The 19,867-nt window shown below is 73.6% G+C and carries 9 protein-coding genes and 1 tRNA gene; all 10 read left to right on the top strand.

What is annotated here, in order from left to right:
- Window positions 1–234 precede the first annotated feature (234 nt).
- On the top strand, window positions 235–2,643 hold the full coding sequence (locus tag IF37_RS0100280; protein WP_030734115.1) for a sodium-translocating pyrophosphatase: 2,409 nt from the start codon (window positions 235–237) through the stop codon (window positions 2,641–2,643).
- Between the two features lie 215 nt (window positions 2,644–2,858).
- Window positions 2,859–3,473: a hypothetical protein gene (locus IF37_RS0100275; protein ID WP_030734112.1), complete on the top strand. Its 615-nt coding sequence runs from the start codon at window positions 2,859–2,861 to the stop codon at window positions 3,471–3,473.
- A 75-nt stretch (window positions 3,474–3,548) separates the two neighbouring features.
- On the top strand, window positions 3,549–5,069 hold the full coding sequence (locus IF37_RS0100270; RefSeq protein ID WP_030734109.1) for a class I SAM-dependent methyltransferase: 1,521 nt from the start codon (window positions 3,549–3,551) through the stop codon (window positions 5,067–5,069).
- 567 nt (window positions 5,070–5,636) lie between these two features.
- The gene (locus IF37_RS0100265) at window positions 5,637–5,834 is read left to right on the top strand and encodes a hypothetical protein (protein WP_030734106.1); all 198 of its coding nucleotides are present in this window, start codon (window positions 5,637–5,639) and stop codon (window positions 5,832–5,834) included.
- Between the two features lie 257 nt (window positions 5,835–6,091).
- On the top strand, window positions 6,092–8,929 hold the full coding sequence (topA, locus tag IF37_RS0100260) for a type I DNA topoisomerase (protein ID WP_030734103.1): 2,838 nt from the start codon (window positions 6,092–6,094) through the stop codon (window positions 8,927–8,929).
- A gap of 125 nt (window positions 8,930–9,054) precedes the next feature.
- A complete protein-coding gene (gene tmk / locus IF37_RS0100255; RefSeq protein ID WP_030734100.1) occupies window positions 9,055–12,345 on the top strand; it encodes a dTMP kinase in 3,291 nt (1,096 codons plus the stop codon).
- Window positions 12,346–12,576: 231 nt separating this feature from the next.
- On the top strand, window positions 12,577–13,782 hold the full coding sequence (locus tag IF37_RS0100250) for a DNA polymerase III subunit delta' (protein ID WP_030734097.1): 1,206 nt from the start codon (window positions 12,577–12,579) through the stop codon (window positions 13,780–13,782).
- Between the two features lie 175 nt (window positions 13,783–13,957).
- On the top strand, window positions 13,958–15,568 hold the full coding sequence (locus tag IF37_RS0100245; protein WP_030734094.1) for an alpha/beta hydrolase: 1,611 nt from the start codon (window positions 13,958–13,960) through the stop codon (window positions 15,566–15,568).
- 108 nt (window positions 15,569–15,676) lie between these two features.
- A tRNA-Thr gene (locus IF37_RS0100240) sits at window positions 15,677–15,753 on the top strand.
- 546 nt (window positions 15,754–16,299) lie between these two features.
- Window positions 16,300–19,863, top strand: coding sequence for a BTAD domain-containing putative transcriptional regulator (locus IF37_RS0100235; RefSeq protein ID WP_030734091.1), 3,564 nt, complete (start codon window positions 16,300–16,302; stop codon window positions 19,861–19,863).
- Window positions 19,864–19,867: the final 4 nt, after the last annotated feature.

Below are 19,867 nucleotides of genomic sequence, written 5' to 3'. Positions count from 1 at the left end.
GCCCCTGTCGTGTTTTATGATCCTCTCCGAATTCGTGAATGAATTCACGATCAAATACCCCGATAATTCGATCAAGCATTCATGCGCCCGTCAATGCCTTTGAGGCGTTACCTCATTCGGGTTCGCTGTTCGCGCGGGCAGGCCGATTTCGTTTACCGTCCCCTGTTTAGATCACTCATGGGTACCTACAATCCGTCCACATCTTGAGCTCAGCCCAAGCGTCAAGGAGGACGAATGGCGGGGCTTTCTACCCCCTATCAGTCGGCCCACCCCACGTCCCTCGCGGCCGCGGTTCTGACCGACGACAATCGGATCATCGTGGCCGTCATCGCGGCGGTCGCCCTGGCCGCGCTGGTGGTCGCGGGGATCCTGGTGCGGCAGGTACTCGCGGCAGGTGAGGGCACCGACAGCATGAAACGGATCGCCGAGGCGGTCCAGGAAGGAGCCAAGGCGTATCTCGCCCGGCAGCTCCGCACGCTCGGCGTATTCGCCGTCGTGGTCTTCTTCCTGCTCCTGCTGCTGCCCGCCGACGACTGGAATCAGCGGGCCGGCCGCTCGGTGTTCTTCCTGATCGGAGCGGTGTTCTCGGCGACCACCGGCTATATCGGTATGTGGCTCGCCGTGCGCAGCAACGTACGGGTCGCCGCGGCGGCCCGCGAGGCCACTCCGGCGGACGGCGAACCCGAAAAAGATCTCACCACCGTCTCGCACAACGCGATGAAGATCGCATTTCGCACGGGCGGCGTCGTCGGCATGTTCACGGTGGGGCTCGGCCTGCTGGGCGCCTCCTGTGTGGTGCTGGTCTACGCGGCCGACGCGCCGAAGGTGCTGGAGGGCTTCGGCCTCGGTGCCGCCCTGATCGCGATGTTCATGCGGGTGGGCGGCGGCATCTTCACCAAGGCCGCCGACGTCGGCGCCGACCTGGTCGGCAAGGTCGAGCAGGGCATTCCGGAGGACGATCCGCGCAATGCCGCGACCATCGCCGACAACGTGGGCGACAACGTCGGCGACTGCGCCGGCATGGCGGCCGACCTCTTCGAGTCGTACGCCGTGACCCTGGTGGCCGCGCTGATCCTCGGCAAGGCCGCCTTCGGCGACTCCGGGCTGGCCTTCCCGCTGCTGGTGCCGGCCATCGGTGTGCTCACGGCGATGATCGGCATCTTCGCGGTCGCCCCGCGCCGCGCCGACCGCAGCGGCATGACCGCGATCAACCGCGGCTTCTTCATCTCCGCGGTGATCTCGCTGGCGCTGGTCGCGGTCGCGGTCTTCGTCTACCTGCCGTCGAAGTACGCCGACCTCGACGGCGTCACCGACGCGGCGATCAAGGGGAAGGACGGTGACCCGCGCATCCTCGCGCTGGTCGCGGTGGCCATCGGCATCCTGCTCGCCGCCGTCATCCAGCAACTGACCGGCTACTTCACCGAGACCAACCGGCGCCCGGTGCGGGACATCGGCAAGACCTCCCTCACCGGTCCGGCCACCGTCGTCCTGTCCGGCATCTCGGTCGGGCTGGAGTCGGCCGTGTACACGGCCCTGCTCATCGGGCTCGGCGTGTACGGCGCGTTCCTGCTCGGCGGCACGTCGATCATGCTGGCGCTGTTCGCGGTCGCCCTGGCCGGCACCGGCCTGCTCACCACGGTCGGCGTGATCGTCGCCATGGACACCTTCGGGCCGGTCTCGGACAACGCGCAGGGCATCGCCGAGATGTCCGGCGACGTCGAAGGCGCGGGCGCGCAGGTGCTCACCAACCTGGACGCGGTCGGCAACACGACCAAGGCCATCACCAAGGGCATCGCCATCGCCACCGCCGTCCTCGCCGCGTCGGCGCTGTTCGGGTCGTACCGCGACGCGATCACCACCAACGTGCAGGACGTCGGCACGAAGCTGACCGGGCCGGGCTCACCGCTCAGCCTGTCCCTGGACATCTCGCAGCCGAACAACCTCGTCGGCCTCGTCGCGGGCGCCGCGGTCGTCTTCCTCTTCTCCGGACTGGCCATCAACGCCGTGTCGCGCTCGGCCGGCTCCGTGGTCTTCGAGGTGCGGCGGCAGTTCCGCGAGAAGCCGGGGATCATGGACTTCACCGAGAAGCCCGAGTACGGCAAGGTCGTCGACATCTGTACCAAGGACGCCCTGCGGGAGCTGGCCACGCCCGGTCTGCTCGCCGTCATGGCGCCGATCTTCATCGGGTTCACGCTCGGCGTCGGCGCGCTCGGCTCCTACCTGGCCGGTGCCATCGGGGCGGGCACGCTGATGGCGGTGTTCCTGGCCAACTCCGGCGGCGCCTGGGACAACGCCAAGAAGCTGGTGGAGGACGGCCACCACGGCGGCAAGGGCAGCGAGGCCCATGCGGCCACGGTCATCGGGGACACGGTCGGCGACCCCTTCAAGGACACCGCCGGACCCGCGATCAACCCGCTGCTGAAGGTCATGAACCTGGTCTCGCTGCTGATCGCACCCGCGGTGATCAGGTTCTCCTACGGCGACGACAAGAACCTCGGCGTGCGGATCGGGGTCGCGGTCCTGGCGCTGTTGGTGATCGTCGTCGCCGTGTACGTCTCCAAGCGGCGCGGCATCGCCGTCGGGGACGACGAGGAGAGTGCCGAGCGGGTCTCCAAGTCACCCGACGCGGCCGTCGTCTCCTAGACCGGTCCGGTCGGCCCTGGTCAACGGGCGGGCGGGTGGCGCGTGCCGACGCGCCGCCCGCCCGCCCGGCGTGTGTGCGGTCGCCCACGTCGTGAGCCTTCTCTCCCCTGGTGCAAAAAGTCACAAAAGCTGACTGATCGCTTGCCGGGCGCGGGGAGGGGGGCCGTCCGCCGTGTAGATTCCGGGGGCCGAGAGCCATGGAAGGGACCGATCCGGTGAACAAGAAGCTCGCGGCCGCACTGTCCGGCGGTGCGGTACTGGTGGTGGCGGTGTCCGGGTGTACCAGCGGCGGCGGTGACGAGGGTCCCGACCCCAAGCTGGTGTCCTGGGCCAAGACGGTGTGCGACGCCGTGCCCGCGCAGAGCGCGAAGATCAAGTCGGCCAACGCGTCGATCGCCGCCATCGCACGGGACAGCAACCTTCCGCCCCAGAGCGCCCAGAAGACGTACGTGTCGGCGTTCCAGGACCTGGCCGACGGCTACAAGGCGCTCGCGGACGCGCTCGACACCGCCGGGGCGCCCCCCGGGGTCGAGAGCGGTGCCAAGCTCCAGCAGGACGCCGCCAAGAACCTCGCCGGCCTCTCCACGTCGTACGCCGAGCTGAAGAAGCAGGTCGACGGACTCGACACCAAGAACCAGGGCAAGTTCGCCAAGGGCCTCAAGGAGGTCGCCCTCCAGACCAAGGAGGTCGGCAAGCAGGGCGACAACGGCACCCAGGCGCTGAAGCGGCTGGAGCAGGGCGAGGTCAAGCAGGCGATGGCCAAGCAGCCCAGCTGCAAGGTCGCCGCGTCCGCCACGGCACAGCCGACGGCGTCGGCGACGGCGGGCTGACGTCGGCGGGCTGACGTCGGCGGACGGGCCGCGCGGAGTCGGCCCCGGGCAGCCGCCCCGGGCCACAATGGGGGCGTGACTGACTCCGGACTCGCCCCCCTGCCCGCTTCCGACCGGCCCGACATCGCCGCGCGCCTGAGGGACGCGCTGCTGGCCGCCTCCTTCACCGCCGACGGGCTGCTCGACCTGCTCGGCGCCCCCGCCTACGCGGCGCTGGCCCGCAGCGAGACGGTGCCCGCACTGCGGGCGACCCGCGGCGACACCCCGCTGGAGACGCTCGTACGGCTGTTCCTGCTCCAGCAGCCGGTGCCGCACGCGCGCGTGGCGGCGATCCTGCCGGCCGCGGAGGCGCTGGAGGCCGGCTGGCTCACGCGGGTGGGCGGCGACGAGGTGGCCGCGACCGTGGACGTGCGGCCGTACGGCGGCCCCGGCGGCGAGGACTGGTTCATCGTCTCCGACCTCGGCTGCGCGGTCGGCGGTGCCGGCGGCATCGGCCAGCGCGACGAGGGCGTCGTCCTCGGTGTCGGCGGCGCCTCCACGACCCTGGCCGGCATCACCGTCCGCACGCCCGTCGCCGCCGCCCTCGACCTCGGCACCGGCTCCGGCATCCAGGCGCTGCACGCCGCCCAGCACGCCACGCGCGTGACGGCGACCGATCTCAACCCGCGCGCGCTGCACACGACGGCGCTCACGCTCGCCCTCTCCGGCGCGCCGGCCGCGGAACTGCGCGAGGGGTCGCTGTTCGAGCCGGTCCGGGACGACGAGGCGTTCGACCTGATCGTGTCCAACCCGCCCTTCGTGATCTCCCCCGGTGCCCGGCTGACGTACCGGGACGGTGGCATGGGCGGGGACGATCTGTGCCGCTCGCTCGTTCAGCAGGCGGGGGAACGGCTGACCGAGGGCGGCTTCGCGCAGTTCCTCGCGAACTGGCAGCACGTGGCGGGGGAGGACTGGCAGGACAGGCTCAGGTCATGGGTGCCGCGCGGGTGCGACGCCTGGATCGTGCAGCGCGAGGTGCAGGACGTCACGCAGTACGCCGAGCTGTGGCTGCGGGACGCCGGCGACCACCGCGGTGACCCGGCGGATTACCAGGCGCGGTACGACGCCTGGCTCGACGAGTTCGAGGCGCGCAAGGTGAAGGCGGTCGGCTTCGGCTGGATCACCCTGCGCAGGACCGGATCCGCCGAACCCGTCGTCACCGTGGAGGAGTGGCCGCACCCGGTCGAGCAGCCGCTCGGCGAGACGATCCGGGCGCACTTCGACCGGCTCGACTATCTCCGGGACCATGACGACGCGGCGCTGCTGGACAGCCGCTTCAAGCTCACCTCCGAGGTGGTCCAGGAGCAGGTCGGGCTGCCCGGTGCCGAGGACCCGGAGCACGTGGTGCTGCGTCAGCACCGCGGGATGCGCCGGGCGACCAAGGTGGACACGGTGGGCGCCGGGTTCGCGGGCGTGTGCGACGGCACGCTGAGCGCGGGCCGCATCCTGGACGCCATCGCGCAGCTCGTCGGCGAGGACCCGGTCCTGCTCCGCGACCGCACCCCGGCGCAGATCCGGCTCCTGGTGGAGCAGGGCTTCCTGGAGCCGGTGGGCTGAGCGGGCGCGGCGAATCCCGCGGCGGCGGAGTGGCCCGGCGGGGTGGCCCGGCGGGTGCCGGTTCCGGTGCCGGGCCGTGGGGCCACGTGACCGTGGGGCCGGGGGCGTTGCGCTGCGGCGCGGACGCCGTACGCCGGGGCGCCCGCGCGCCCTGGCCACGGTCCGCGCGCACCTTGGACACGGTCCGCGCACCTTTGGACACCGCCCGCGCGCCGTGGCGTACGTGCCGCTCGCCACGGCGTACGGTCCGCCCGCCCTGGTCACGGCCTGTGCGCCCTGGTCACGGTCGCCCGCCCTGGACACGGTCCGGACGCCGGACGACCGGGCCGTGAGCGCCGTCGTGCCCCGGGGGTGCGGGTCCGGAGCGTCCGCCGCCGGGACGGGTGTGACACGTTTCCGGAAAACGGCCGGAAAAATATGGCCGACGCGACCGGAACCCGTTTGATCGCATGTACGTTCGAATTCGTGTCGGTCCTCCGTTCACCCCGGTGTCGCCCGTCCGTCGCCCGCGCGTGCCACCCTCCCGGCGCCGGGCGGTGCCGGCGCAGGGGAAGAGGTGGGCGGACGATGGAGAGTGCACCGGCGATCTTCGCGGGAGCGGTGTTCGCCCTGTTCGGGGCCGGTCTGCTGGTGTGGACCGGGACACGCCTCAGGCGCCGGGAACCGGTGGCCCTCGGTGTGAGCCGGGTCGCATCGAGCGCCTTCGCGGGGGTGGCCGGGACGGTCGCGCTGGCCTTGGCCGGGTACTGCCTGACCCGGCTCTGAGCCCGGTGGACGCCGTGTCCGGTGGGTAAGGGGAGCGTCACGCTCCGGACAGGGATGCCGGGGTGACCGGGCGGTCCGGGCGGCAGGAATGGCGGTAGTCGGGTTACCGTTCGAGTGGCCGTTGTGGGCTTTTCCCGTTTGACACGGGGGCGGGATGTAGCGTCACACTCCGCAGCGTCACACGAGCCAGCAGTACGCCGCGACCCCGGGACCAAGGCCTGGGGAGGCCCCAGCGTCGACCGGAGAGAAGAGCGAAGTTGTCCCCGACCAGCGAGACCGCACAGGGCGGTCGCCGACTCGTCATCGTCGAGTCGCCTGCCAAGGCGAAGACGATCAAGGGCTACCTCGGCCCCGGCTACACCGTCGAGGCGAGTGTCGGGCACATCCGTGACCTTCCCAACGGCGCCGCAGAGGTGCCGGAGAAGTACACCGGCGAGGTCCGCCGCCTCGGTGTGGATGTCGACCATGACTTCCAGCCCATCTATGTGGTCAACGCCGACAAGAAGGCGCAGGTCAAGAAGCTCAAGGACCTGCTGAAGGACTCCGACGAGCTGTTCCTCGCCACTGACGAGGACCGGGAGGGCGAGGCGATCGCCTGGCACCTCCAGGAGGTCCTGAAGCCGAAGATCCCGGTCAAGCGCATGGTGTTCCACGAGATCACCAAGGACGCCATCCGCGAGGCCGTCGCCAACCCCCGCCAGCTCAACCAGAAGCTGGTCGACGCCCAGGAGACCCGCCGCATCCTCGACCGCCTCTACGGCTACGAGGTCTCCCCGGTGCTCTGGAAGAAGGTCATGCCCCGGCTGTCGGCCGGCCGTGTGCAGTCCGTCGCCACCCGGCTCGTCGTGGAGCGGGAACGCGAGCGCATCGCCTTCCGTTCCGCCGAGTACTGGGACCTGACGGGCACCTTCGCGACCGGCCACGCCGGGGACCCGTCGGACCCGTCGGCGCTGGTCGCCCGCCTCCAGAACGTCGACGGCAGGCGGGTCGCCCAGGGCCGCGACTTCGACTCCCTGGGACGGCTCAAGAGCCAGAACACCCTCCACCTCGACGAGGCGACCGCCCGCGCCCTCGCCGCCGCCCTGGAGAACACCCGCTTCTCCGTGCGGTCGGTCGAGTCCAAGCCGTACCGCCGCTCGCCGTACGCCCCGTTCCGTACGACGACGCTCCAGCAGGAGGCCAGCCGCAAGCTGGGCTTCGGGGCGAAGGCGACCATGCAGGTCGCGCAGAAGCTGTACGAGAACGGCTACATCACGTACATGCGTACGGACTCCACGACGCTGAGCGACACCGCGATCACCGCGGCCCGCGCCCAGGTCACGCAGTTGTACGGCGCCGACTACCTGCCGCCGCAGCCGCGTACCTACGCCGCCAAGGTCAAGAACGCGCAGGAGGCGCACGAGGCGATCCGTCCCTCGGGTGATCGTTTCCGCACGCCGGCGGAGACCGGCCTGAGCGGTGACCAGTTCAAGCTCTACGAGCTGATCTGGAAGCGGACCGTCGCCTCCCAGATGAAGGACGCGACCGGGAACAGCGTCACGGTGAGGATCGGCGGTACGGCCGCCGACGGCCGCGACGTCGAGTTCAGCGCCTCCGGCAAGACGATCACCTTCCACGGCTTCCTGAAGGCCTACGTCGAGGGTGCCGACGACCCGAACGCCGAGCTGGACGACCGCGAGCGCCGGCTGCCGCAGGTCGCCGAGGGCGACGCGCTGTCGGCCGAGGAGATCACGGTCGACGGCCACGCCACCAAGGCCCCGGCCCGCTACACCGAGGCCTCGCTGGTCAAGGAGCTGGAGGAGCGCGAGATCGGCCGCCCGTCGACCTACGCGTCGATCATCGGCACGATCCTCGACCGCGGCTACGTGTTCAAGAAGGGCACGGCACTCGTCCCGTCCTTCCTCTCCTTCGCCGTGGTGAACCTCCTGGAGAAGCACTTCGGGCGGCTCGTCGACTACGACTTCACCGCCAAGATGGAGGACGACCTCGACCGCATCGCGGCCGGTGAGGCGCAGGCCGTGCCGTGGCTGAAGCGGTTCTACTTCGGCGAGGGCCAGGACGGCGTCGGCAGCGCGGCGGAGGCCGGCAACGGCGACGGGGACCACCTCGGCGGCCTCAAGGAGCTGGTGACCGACCTGGGCGCGATCGACGCGCGCGAGGTGTCGTCGTTCCCGGTGGGCAACGAGATCGTGCTCCGCGTCGGCCGCTACGGCCCGTACATCGAGCGCGGCGAGAAGGACACCGAGCAGCACCAGCGCGCCGACATCCCGACCGACCTGGCGCCGGACGAGCTGACCGTCGAGCTGGCCGAGGAACTGCTGGCCAAGCCCAGCGGGGACTTCGAGCTGGGCGACGACCCGGAGACGGGTCACCAGATCGTCGCCAAGGCCGGCCGCTACGGCCCGTACGTCACGGAGATCCTGCCCGAGGGCGCCCCGAAGACCGGCAAGAACGCGGTCAAGCCGCGGACGGCCTCGCTCTTCAAGTCCATGTCGCTCGACACGGTGACCCTCGACGACGCCCTGAAGCTGATGTCGCTGCCGCGTGTCGTCGGCACCGACGCCGAGGGCGTGGAGATCACCGCGCAGAACGGCCGTTACGGCCCGTACCTGAAGAAGGGCACGGACTCGCGCTCGCTCCAGTCCGAGGAACAGCTCTTCACGATCACCCTCGAAGAGGCGCTCGCGATCTACGCCCAGCCGAAGCAGCGTGGCCGGGCCGCCGCCAAGCCGCCGCTGAAGGAGCTGGGCGACGACCCGGTCTCCGGCAAGCCGGTCGTGGTCAAGGACGGCCGCTTCGGCCCGTACGTCACCGACGGCGAGACGAACGCGACCCTCCGCTCCGGTGACAGCGTCGAGACGATCACCCCTGAGCGTGGTTTCGAGCTGCTCGCCGAGAAGCGCGCCAAGAGTCCGGCGAAGAAGACCGCGAAGAAGGCGGTGGCCAAGAAGACCGCCCCGGCGAAGAAGACCGCCGCCAAGAAGACGGTCGCCAAGAAGACGACGACCGCCGCGAAGAAGACGACGACCGCGAAGAAGGCCACCGCGAAGAAGGCGGCGGCGGCCAAGACGGCGGCCTCCGGCACGGAGGACTGACCCCGCGCGGGCACCGCCCCACCGGTTCGCGCAACGAACGCCCCGGCACCCTTTTCCGGTGCCGGGGCGGTCGTACGTCCGGACACGTGAGGTGTGCTGTCAGTCGCTACGGATAGGCTGAACGCATGACGCGAGCCGAGCAGCCACCGGCCCCCACCACCGCTGAGGACGATGCCCTGGTCGCGGACTCCCGCGAGCGCGCCGTCCGTTCATTGCTGCGGCGACCGCAGTTGAGGCGCTTGTGGAGCGCGCAGCTGGTGAGCGGTGTCGGCGACACCCTGTCCCTCCTCGTCCTCGTCCTCCTGGTCCTCCAGGCGGCGATCGCCGAGGGAGCCTTCGGCGGCGGCTACCGAGGCGTGGCGTTCGCAGTGGCGACGGTCTTCGGCGCCCGCGTCCTCGCCACGCTGCTCTTCGGTGCCGTCCTCCTCGGCCCGCTCACCTCGCTCACCGCGCAGGAGGGCCCGCTCGACCGCCGCTGGACCATGGTCGGCGCCGACGGCGTGCGCGCCGCGCTGCTGATCGTCGCGCCCCTGTGGATCGACTGGATCCCGGACAACGCGCTCGCCGTCCTGCTGGTCACTGCCTTCGTCACCGGCGTCGCCGAGCGGCTGTGGACGGTGTGCCGGGAGGGCGCCGCGCCCGCCCTGCTGCCGGCCCCGCCCCCGGAGGGCGCGACCGTACGGCCGCTGCCGGACCACCTGGACGCCCTGCGCCGGCTCGCGCTGCGCACCGGCTTCCTCGCGGTGCCGCTGGCCGCCGCCGTCCTGGTCCTCGCCGCGCTGCTGAACAACCTGCTGGGCACCGGAGTGGCCTGGTTCGACCAGCACCAGGCGGCCCTCGGGTCGTACGTGGCGGCGGGCCTGTTCGCCGCCTCCCTGTCCGTGCTGACGTACCTGGAGCTGCCCGGCACCCGCACCCCGCGCCCGCGGTCCCCGCTGGAGGGCCTGCGCCGCCCGCGCACCGGCACCGGCGTCGACAAGGGCCGCACGGGCGCCGTCCCGCTGCTGGTCCCGGCCTGCGCCGCGGTCGCCGGGGCCATCGCCGCGGCCGTCTCGGTGTGCGTGCTGCACGCCAAGGACCTCGGCGGCGGCCCGGTGCTGTACGGCCTGCTGGTGCTGGGCCTGACCGGCGGTGTCGCCCTCGGCATCCGCACCGCCCCCGCGCTGCTGCCCTCGCTCTCCCGCCGCCGCCTGCTGGCCCTGGCCATCGCCGTCACCGGCATCGCGCTGCTGGCCGCCGGACTGGTCCCGGACGTCACCACGGTCCTGCTGATCGTCACGCTGGCCGGCGCCGCCGCGGGCGTGGCCGCGAACACCGGGCACACCCTGCTCGACCAGGAGACCGAGGACTACCGCCGGGCGCGCACCACCGAGCACCTGCACGCCGTGGTCCGCGTCTTCACAGCGCTCGGCGTCCTGATCGCGCCCCTGGTCGCGGCGCTGATCGGCCCGCACCGGCTGGAGAACGGCAAGTTCGTCTTCGCGCACGGCGGCGCGGCGTTCACGCTGATGCTGGTCGGCGCGCTGCTGCTGCCGGTGGCCGCGCTGGTGCTCGCCAAGGTCGACGACCGGTCCGGGGTGCCGCTGCGTCAGGACATCAGGGACGCGCTGCTCGGCGGCGACGACCCGGTCACGGTTCCGGCGGCCAACGGCTTCTTCATCGCCCTGGAGGGCGGCGACGGCGCCGGCAAGTCCACCCAGGCCGAGTCCCTCGCGGAGTGGATCCGCGCCAAGGGCCACGAGGTCGTGCTCACCCGCGAGCCCGGCGCCACGCCGGTGGGCAAGCGGCTGCGCTCCATCCTGCTGGACGTGTCCTCGGCCGGCCTGTCGCACCGCGCCGAGGCGCTGCTGTACGCCGCCGACCGCGCCGAGCACGTCGACACGGTCGTACGGCCCGCCCTGGAGCGCGGCGCGGTGGTCATCTCCGATCGCTACATCGACTCCTCGGTCGCCTACCAGGGCGCAGGCCGCGACCTGTCGCCGACCGAGATCGCCCGCATCAACCGCTGGGCCACCAACGGGCTGGTCCCGCACCTCACCGTCCTGCTGGACGTCTCCCCGGAGACCGCCCGCGAGCGGTTCACCGAGGCGCCGGACCGGCTGGAGTCGGAGCCGGCGGAGTTCCACGCGCGCGTGCGGGCCGGTTTCCTCACGCTGGCCGCGTCCGACCCCGGCCGCTACCTGGTGGTGGACGCCGGGCAGGAACCCGAGGCCGTCACCACCGTGATCCGCCACCGGCTGGACACCGTGCTGCCGCTGTCCGAGGCCGAGGTGAAGGCCCAGGAGGAGGCGCGCAGGAAGGCCGAGGAGGAGGCCCGCCGCAGGGCCGAGGAAGAGGCCGCCCGCAAGGCCGAGGAGGAGCGCCTGGCGCGCGAGCGCGAGGAGCAGCTCGCCAAGCTGCGCGCCGAGGAGGAGGAGCGCAAGCGGCGCGAGCTGGAGGAGGCGCAGCGGCGCGAGGCCGAACGGCAGGCGGAGGAGGCCCGGCGGCGTGCCGAGGAGGCCGCCCGCCGTGCGGAGGAGGAGCGGCTGCGGCTGCTCGCCGAGGAGAAGGCCCGCGCCGAGGAGGAGGCCCGCCGCAAGGCCGAGGAGGAGCGGCGCCGCCGGGAGGCCGAGGAGGAGGCCCGGCAACGCGCGGAGGAGGAGGCCCGGCAGGCCCGGCTGCGCGCCGAGGAGGAGGCCCGCCGCCTGGAGGCGCAGCGCAAGGCCGAGGAGGCGCTGCTGCGTGCCGAGGAGGCCCGCCGGCAGGCCGCCGCAGCCGCCGCGGCGGCCGACGCGGCGGCCCGCGGGCCGGTCCCGTCCCTGCCGACGGCACCGGATACCGCCCCGGATGCGGCCACGGTCGCCACGCCCGTGGTGAAACCGGACGCAACGGCACCGGGTGAGGACGCGCGGGGCACGGACACGCGTGGCATGGACGACACGGCGGTGCTGCGGCCGGTGCGTGAGGACCGCCGGGACGCTTACCAGGACTCCGAGGCGACCACCGAACTGCCGCAGCCGCCGATGCCCGCCGGAGCGGCGGACGACACGGCCGTGCTGCCGGCGGTGCCGGGCGCGGCCGACGACACGGCCGTGCTCCCGCCGGTCGTCCCGGGCGCGGGCGACGAGACCGCGGTGCTGCCGCCCGTACGCGGGGGCGATCCGGCGGACCGGGTGCCGTCCGGCTTCTTCCGGGACGAGCGGCCCGCCGCCGGCCCCGACGGCTCCGAGGCCCGCACGCGCGAGATGCCCCGGATCGACGCGGACGGCACCCCCCGCCGCCCGCGCTCCGACTGGGCCGAGGAGACCCCGCTGGACGACCTGCCGTCGCTCGCCGACGAGCTGCTGGGCTCGTACGACGAGCGGGAGTACGGCGACCGGGGTGACGACGAGGAGCAGCGGGGCCGCACGGGTCGCGGCCGGGGCCGGCGCGGCTGACCGGCGCCCGCCGTCGCGGACGGCGTTCGGCGACGGGGGCGTTTCCGGGCACGGCCGTCGCCGTCGCCCGGGGGCGCCCCCGTCGCCGGTGCGGGCCCGGTACCGGTGGGGGCTCCTCGCCGGCGGGGCCCTTGTCACCGGCGGGGCTTCCTCGCCGGTGGGGTCCGTTGTCGGTCGCCGCCCGCACAATGGAGGGCGTACGCGGAGTGTGACGGAAGGACGGCCTGGCCCATGACCGTGTGGGACGACCTCGTCGGGCAGGAGAAGGTGAGCGCGGTGCTCGACGCCGCCGCGCGGGACGCCGACGCCCTCGTCACGGCCGCCGCGACGGACCAGCCGCCGCCCGAGGCGTCCAAGATGACCCACGCCTGGCTGTTCACGGGCCCGCCCGGCGCGGGCCGGAACCAGGCGGCGCGGGCCTTCGCGGCGGCCCTCCAGTGCGTCAGCCCGGACCGCGCGCTCGGCGGCGCCCCCGGCTGCGGCTTCTGCGACGCCTGCCACACCGCGCTGCTCGGCACCCACGCGGACGTCACGACGGTCGCCGCCGTCGGCTCCGAGATCCTGGTCAGGGACATGCGGGACACGGTCCGCAAGTCGTTCACGTCACCGGCCAACGGCCGCTGGCAGATCATCCTGGTCGAGGACGCCGAGCGGCTGAACGAGAAGTCGGCCAACGCCGTCCTCAAGGCCGTCGAGGAGCCCGCCCCCCGCACGGTCTGGCTGCTGTGCGCCCCCTCCATCGAGGACGTCCTGCCCACCATCCGCTCCCGCTGCCGCCACCTGAACCTGCGCACGCCGTCCGTGGACGCGGTCGCCGACATGCTCGTACGGCGCGACGGCATCGAGCCGGCGGTCGCCGCGTCCGTCGCCCGCGCCACCCAGGGCCATGTCGACCGGGCCCGCAGGCTGGCCACCGACCCGGCGGCCCGCGAGCGCCGTGCCTCCGTGCTGAAGCTGCCGCTGCGGCTGGACGAGGTCGGTGCCTGCCTGAAGGCCGCCCAGGAACTGGTCGACGCCGCCGCCGAGGACGCCAAACAGCTCGCCGAGGAGATGGACGGCAAGGAGACCGAGGAGCTGAAGGCGGCACTCGGCGCGGCCCAGGGCGGCCGGATGCCGCGCGGCACGGCGGGGGTGATGAAGGACCTGGAGGACATGCAGAAGCGCCGCAGGACCCGTACGCAGCGCGACAGCCTGGACGTCGCCCTCGGCGACCTCACCGCCTTCTACCGCGATGTCCTCGCCCTCCAGCTCGGCACCCGCGTGGCGCTCGCCAACGCCGACGCCGAGGACGCCTTGGAGCGGCTGGCCCGGGGCAGCACGCCCGAGTCCACACTCCGCCGCATCGAGGCGGTCTCCGCGTGCCGCGAGGCCCTGGACCGCAACGTGGCGCCGCTGCTGGCGGTGGAGGCGATGACGATGGCACTGCGGGCGGGATAGACCCCGGGCGCCGCGAGCCCGGGGGACGGCGGCCGGGGCCCGCGGGGCCCCGGGGTGAGACGGTGCGGGTGGCGGAGCCACCGAGCCCAGGGGGCCGGAACCCGCCGTGTCCCCCGTAGGAGGCACGATGTCCACAGACCGCACCCGATCCGTGGCACAGCGTTACGCTCGTGCGATGTGCACCAGGCCAGCTCCCCGCTCCCGCCGGACCCCGGGCAGCCGTACCCGGACGACGGCCCGCCTCACGGCCACCCTCCTCACCACCGCGGCCCTGCTCGTGTCCGCCTGCTCCGCCGGGAACCCGACCACGTCGGCCGGCGGGACGGTGGAGGCGGCGCTCGCCGCGCTGCCGCGCTCGACACCGTCGACGCTCACGCCGTACTACGGCCAACGGCTGCGCTGGCGCGACTGCGGTGTCCCCGGATTCGAGTGCGCGACCATGAAGGCCCCGCTGGACTACGCCGACCCCGGCGCGGGCTCCGTCCGGCTCGCGGTGGCCCGCAAGAAGGCCACCGGCACGGCCAGGCCGATCGGCTCGCTGCTGGTCAATCCGGGCGGCCCGGGCGGTTCGGCGGTCGACTACCTCCAGCGGTACGCCGGCATCGGCTACCCCGCGGCGGTCCGCGCCCGCTACGACATGGTGGCGATGGACCCGCGGGGCGTCGCCCGCAGCGAGCCCGTCCAGTGCCTCGACGGGCGCCAGATGGACGCGTACACGCAGACCGACCAGACACCCGACGACCAGCGGGAACAGGACGCCCTCGTGGCGGCGGACCGGAAGTTCGCGGAGAGCTGCGGGGCCCATTCGGCGCGGCTGCTGCGGCACGTCTCCACCCTGGAGGCGGCCCGGGACATGGACATCCTCCGGGCGGTGCTCGGGGACCGGAGACTGAACTACGTCGGGGCGTCGTACGGCACGCTCCTCGGGGCGACGTACGCCGGTCTGTACCCCGGGCGGGTCGGCCGGATGGTGCTGGACGGCGCGATGGACCCGTCCCTGGACGCCCGCAGGCTCAACCTGGACCAGACGGCGGGCTTCGAGACGGCGTTCCAGGCGTTCGCGAAGGACTGCGTACGGCACGACGACTGCCCGCTCGGCACGAAGGGCACGACACCGGCGCGGGTCGGCGACCACCTGAAGGCGTTCTTCCGAGCGCTGGACGCCCACCCCATCCCGGCGGGCGGCGCGGGCAGCCGCAAGCTCGGGGAGGCGCCGGCCACCACCGGGGTGATCGCGGCGATGTACGACGAGGCGTCCTGGGGACAGCTGCGCGCGGCGCTGACCTCGGCGATGAAGGAGCACGACGGCACCGGTCTGCTGGCCCTCTCCGACAGCTACTACGAGCGCGACCCGAACGGCCGCTACAGCAATCTGATGATGGCCAACGCCGCCGTGAACTGTCTGGACCTGCCGCCCGCCTTCACCGGCCCCGACCAGGTGCGGAAGGCACTGCCCGCGTTCGAGAAGGCGTCCCCGGTCTTCGGGGCGGGCATGGCCTGGACCTCGCTGAACTGCGCGTACTGGCCGGTGCGGGCCACGGGTGAGCCGCACCGCGTCAAGGCCGAGGGGGCGGCGCCGATCGTGGTGGTCGGCACGGTCCGCGACCCGGCGACGCCGTACCGCTGGGCGAAGTCCCTGGCCGGCCAGCTCGGCTCGGCCCACCTGCTGACGTACGACGGCGACGGCCATACGGCGTACGGCCGGGGCAGCTCCTGCATCGACACGGCGATCGACACCTACCTCCTCCGGGGCACCCCGCCGACCACGGGAGAGCGCTGCTCATAACCCCTGCCACCCGCCCCGGAGCCACCCGCCCCGGGGCGGGTACGAAGCACCCCCGGAAACTGTGTAGACTTACCGACGTTGCCGATCGCACCATGGTGCGGGCAGCGCGCCGCTTTAGCTCAGATGGCCAGAGCAACGCACTCGTAATGCGTAGGTCTCGGGTTCGAATCCCGAAAGCGGCTCCACTGCGAAGACCAGCCAGGAACGCTCCTGGCTGGTCTTTCGTCGTTCAGCGCACCCGACGGCGACACCGTGCGCGGGCCGCGCGGGTGGCGGCGGTCTCGGTTCTGGTCGCGGTCGCGGGTTCCGGGGGCGGGGGAGGGGCGCGCGGCCGTGCGAGGGAACGGGACGGGGCCCCGGTCGTTCACCTCCGCCGGCCGGGGCCCTTGTCGTCCCCGGATCCAGCCTGCGGCGACACTCCCCCGAGTTACGCGACATACGCGCGCGCCGTCGAACCGGATCCGATGCATTGATCACATCAGGATTCGCCAACGGATCGCTAACATGTGGCCAACGGTCCTTCGGCGGACCGCCGGTCGGCTGGCCGGAAGTCGACCCCCGGGAGCGGGAACGGTCCCTCGGGCGGGCGCGCGTCCCGGTGCCCGGCCGACGAGCGGGAGGTGGCGGGAAACCGCTGCGGACAGGGCGGGATTCCGCCAGACGACGGCGGGTACACCCCGCCGCGGAGCACGGTCGGACCCGACCGCGCGGAAAGGCTGTGGAACGGCGTGATGCGGCGGTGCGAGCTGCGCTTCGGACTGCTGGGACCGCCGGTCCTCTACGACCGGCCGCCGCGCGGGACCTCCGACGGCGCCCCTTCCGGGACCTCCGACGGCTCCGGCACCTCCCCGCCCGGTGCGCCCGACGCCGTCTTCCCAGGGGACTCCGCCCCTCTCGCCCCGGGAACCCCCGGCGCACACGCTCCCGGGCGTACGGCCGGGAAGACCGGCGCCCCCGGTTCCGGCGCCGACGACGTCCCGGACAGCCCCGTTCGGACCATCGGCAGTCCCAAGGTGCGTGTCCTGCTCGCCGCGCTGCTGCTGGAGCCCGGCCGGGTGGTGTCGGTCGAGTCGCTGAAGGACGCGCTGTGGGGCGGCGCGCCCCCCGTCTCCGCGCGGGCCTCCCTGCACAACCACGTCACCCGGCTGCGCCGGCTCCTGGACGACCCCGAGCGGCTGCGGGCCGTACCCCCGGGCTACGTACTGCGCGTCGACCACGGCGAGCTGGACGTACACGTCTTCGACACCCGGGTCGCCGAGGCGCGGGGCGCGCATGCCCGGCGCGACTGGTTCGGCGTCGTGCACGCCTGCGCCGCCGCGCTCGCGCTGTGGCGTGGTACGCCGCTCAGCGGGCTGCCCACCGACATCGGCGGATACGCCCTCGTCCAGCGCCTGGAACAGGCCCGGCTGCTCCTGCTGGAGTGGCGTTACGACGCCGAACTCGCTCTCGGCGGTGTCCGCCTGGCCGCTCTCGTCCCCGAGCTGGCGGCGCTGATCGCCGAGTATCCGCTGCGGGAGGCGTACCACCGTCAGCTGATGCTCGCCCTGCACCGCACCGGCCGCCAGGCCGAGGCCCTCGCCGTCCACCGGGATCTGCGGGCCCGTCTGGTGGAGGAGCTCGGCATCGAACCCGGGCCGGCGGTCCGCGAGGCGCACGTCGAGGTGTTGCGCGGCAGCGGCGACGGGCGGCCCCGGACCGGGGCACCCGGCGCTGCGCAGCCCGCCGACGGCGATGGACGGCCCTGGTGGGCGGGGGAGGAGGCCGCAGGGGGAGACGGGGACGCCGCGCCCGACGCGCCCTCGGCGCCGACCGGTACTTCCGTTGCCTCCCCCGCGAGCAGCCACGCCTCCCCCGCGACCCCGTGGATCTTCCCCACGGCGTCCACGGTGTCCACGGCGTCCGTGCCCTCCGCGTCCCCCGCCGCCCCCGGGGTCTCCGCCGAGGCTCCCCTGCCCGGCGCCGTGCCCACCGTGTCCACCGGGCATCCGGCGCCGGGCCCCGTGTCCCCGCGGGACACGCCGGACGCCGCCGCCCCGGCCGCGCGGCCGACTCCGCGTCCGGCGCAGCTGCCGCCGCCGCCGGCCCACTTCACCGGCCGGACGGACGTCCGCCGCGACCTGCGCGACGCGCTGACCGGGCCGCACGCCCCGGCCCCCGCCGTCGCGGTGATCAGCGGGATGGCCGGGGTGGGCAAGAGCGCCCTGGCCCTGCACGTGGCCCATGAGCTGAGGGAACGTTTCACCGACGGCCAGCTCTACGTCAACCTGCACGGCGCCACCCCCGGCATGACCCCGCTCACCGCCGCGCAGGCGCTCACCGCGCTGCTGCGCGACCTCGGAGCCGACCCCCGGAACATCCCCGAACATCCGGACGCGGCGGCCGCGTTGCTCCGCTCGCTGCTCGCGCCCGCCCACGTCCTGCTGGTGCTGGACGACGCGGCGAACGCGGCCCAGGTACGGCTGCTGCTCCCGGCCGGACCCGGCTGTGCGGTGATCGTCACCAGCCGTTCGCCGCTCACCGCGCTCGACGGCGCCCGGCGCTTCCCGCTCACCCCGCTGACCGGCGAGGACAGCGCGGCCCTGCTGCGCGCGGTGAGCGGGCGAGCGGGGCTGGACGCCGGGCATCCGCTGGTCGAGCTGACCGGCCGGCTCCCGCTGGCGCTGCGGGTGGTCGCCGCCCGGCTCGCCGCCCGCCGGGCCCTCACCCCGGACGTGCTGGCCGGTCAGCTGGCCGCCACCGGCGGCCGGCTGCACCACCTGGAGTACGACGACCTGAGCGTCCGGCGCTCCCTGGCCGTCGCCCATGACGCGCTCGCCGCCGCCGGGCGCGAGGCCGACCGGGACGCGGCCCTCGCCCTGTGCCGGATCGGCGCGCTCGACCTGCCGACGTACGGTGCCCCGCTGATCGCCCGCCTCACCGGCACCGACGAGCGGCGGGCGGAGGCCGCCCTGGACCGTCTGGTCGACGTCGCCCTCCTGGAGGAGACGGCGTACGGCCGTTACGCACCGCACGACCTGGTCCGCGACTTCGCCCGCGAACTCGCGGAGGCGCACCCCCGGAACGCCGGCACCGGGACGGGGCCACGGACCGACGCACCCGCCGCCGGCACCGGGGACGGCATCGGAGGCGTCCGCGGTGCTGCCGCGCGCGTGGGCACCGGGGATGCAGCCGATCTCGTCGCCCTGCGCTGGTACGCCGCCGTGGCGGAGCGGGTGCTGACGGCGGTCGTCGGACCCGGGCTCGACCAGGAGGACCGGCGGCGGCCGACCGCCGCACAGCCGGCCGGGCACGCGGCGGACGTGGCCGCCCTGGCGCCGTTCGCGTCGGCCGAGGAGGCGTTCGCCTGGGGCGAGTCGGAGCTGGACAACGTGGTCGCCCTGGTGGCGCGGAACGCGGACAGCGGGGACGCGCGCACGGCCGCCCACCTCTCGGCGCTCGCCCGGCTGCTCTTCCCCTATGTGCAGCGCAGCGGCCGGGTCGCCGAGATGGAGGTGCTGGGGCGGGCCGCGCTCGAGGTGGCGCGGCGGCTCGGGGACCCGGCGGCGGAGGCGTACGCGCTGGGCGACCTCGCCGGTCTGCACTTCCTGACGGGCCGGCACAACGAGGCCCTCACCCTGACCGACCGGGCCCTGGAGATCTGGGAGCGGCTGGGCACGGCGTCCCGCATCCGGCGCTGCCTGAACAACCGGGGGCTGCTGCTGGAGGGGCTCGGGCGGTTCGAGGAGTCGGAGGAGGCGCTGCGGCAGAGCCTCTCCTACTCGCGGCTGCTGAACGACCCCTACGGCGAGGCCGTCACCCACAGCCACCTCGGCAACCTCTACGAGCACACCGACCCGCGCGCCGCGATCGAGCAGCACCGGCGCTCGCTGGCGATCGGCGACAGGATCGGCGCGGTCATCGTGCGGCACTCGGCGCACTGCAACATCGGCTACGCCCACCTCACCCTCGGCGAACCGGAGGCCGCCGCCCGGCACTTCGAGGAGAGCCTGCGCATCCTCGGCGGTCACGGCGACTGGCACGGCGAGTCCCAGACCCGGCTCGGCCTGGTCCGCGCGCTGCGGCAGCTGGGGGAGACCGAGCGGGCGGCCGGTGAGTGCGCCGAACTGCTGCGCCGGGCCGACGCCCGCACCGACCGTTACATGGGCGGGCTGGCCCTGCACCAGCACGGGCTGCTGCTGCGCGAGCAGGGGCGGCGGGCGGAGGCGTACGACGCCTGGCGCGCGGCGCACGCGGCGCTGGACGGCACGGACGAGCCGGCGGTCCTGGCGGAGCTGCGGGAGCTTCTCGAGGGCTGACCGG

Origin of the sequence: Streptomyces sp. NRRL S-31 (assembly GCF_000718775.1) — a bacterium.
Taxonomy (GTDB): domain Bacteria; phylum Actinomycetota; class Actinomycetes; order Streptomycetales; family Streptomycetaceae; genus Streptomyces.
This window is presented reverse-complemented; position numbering and strand designations above follow the sequence as displayed.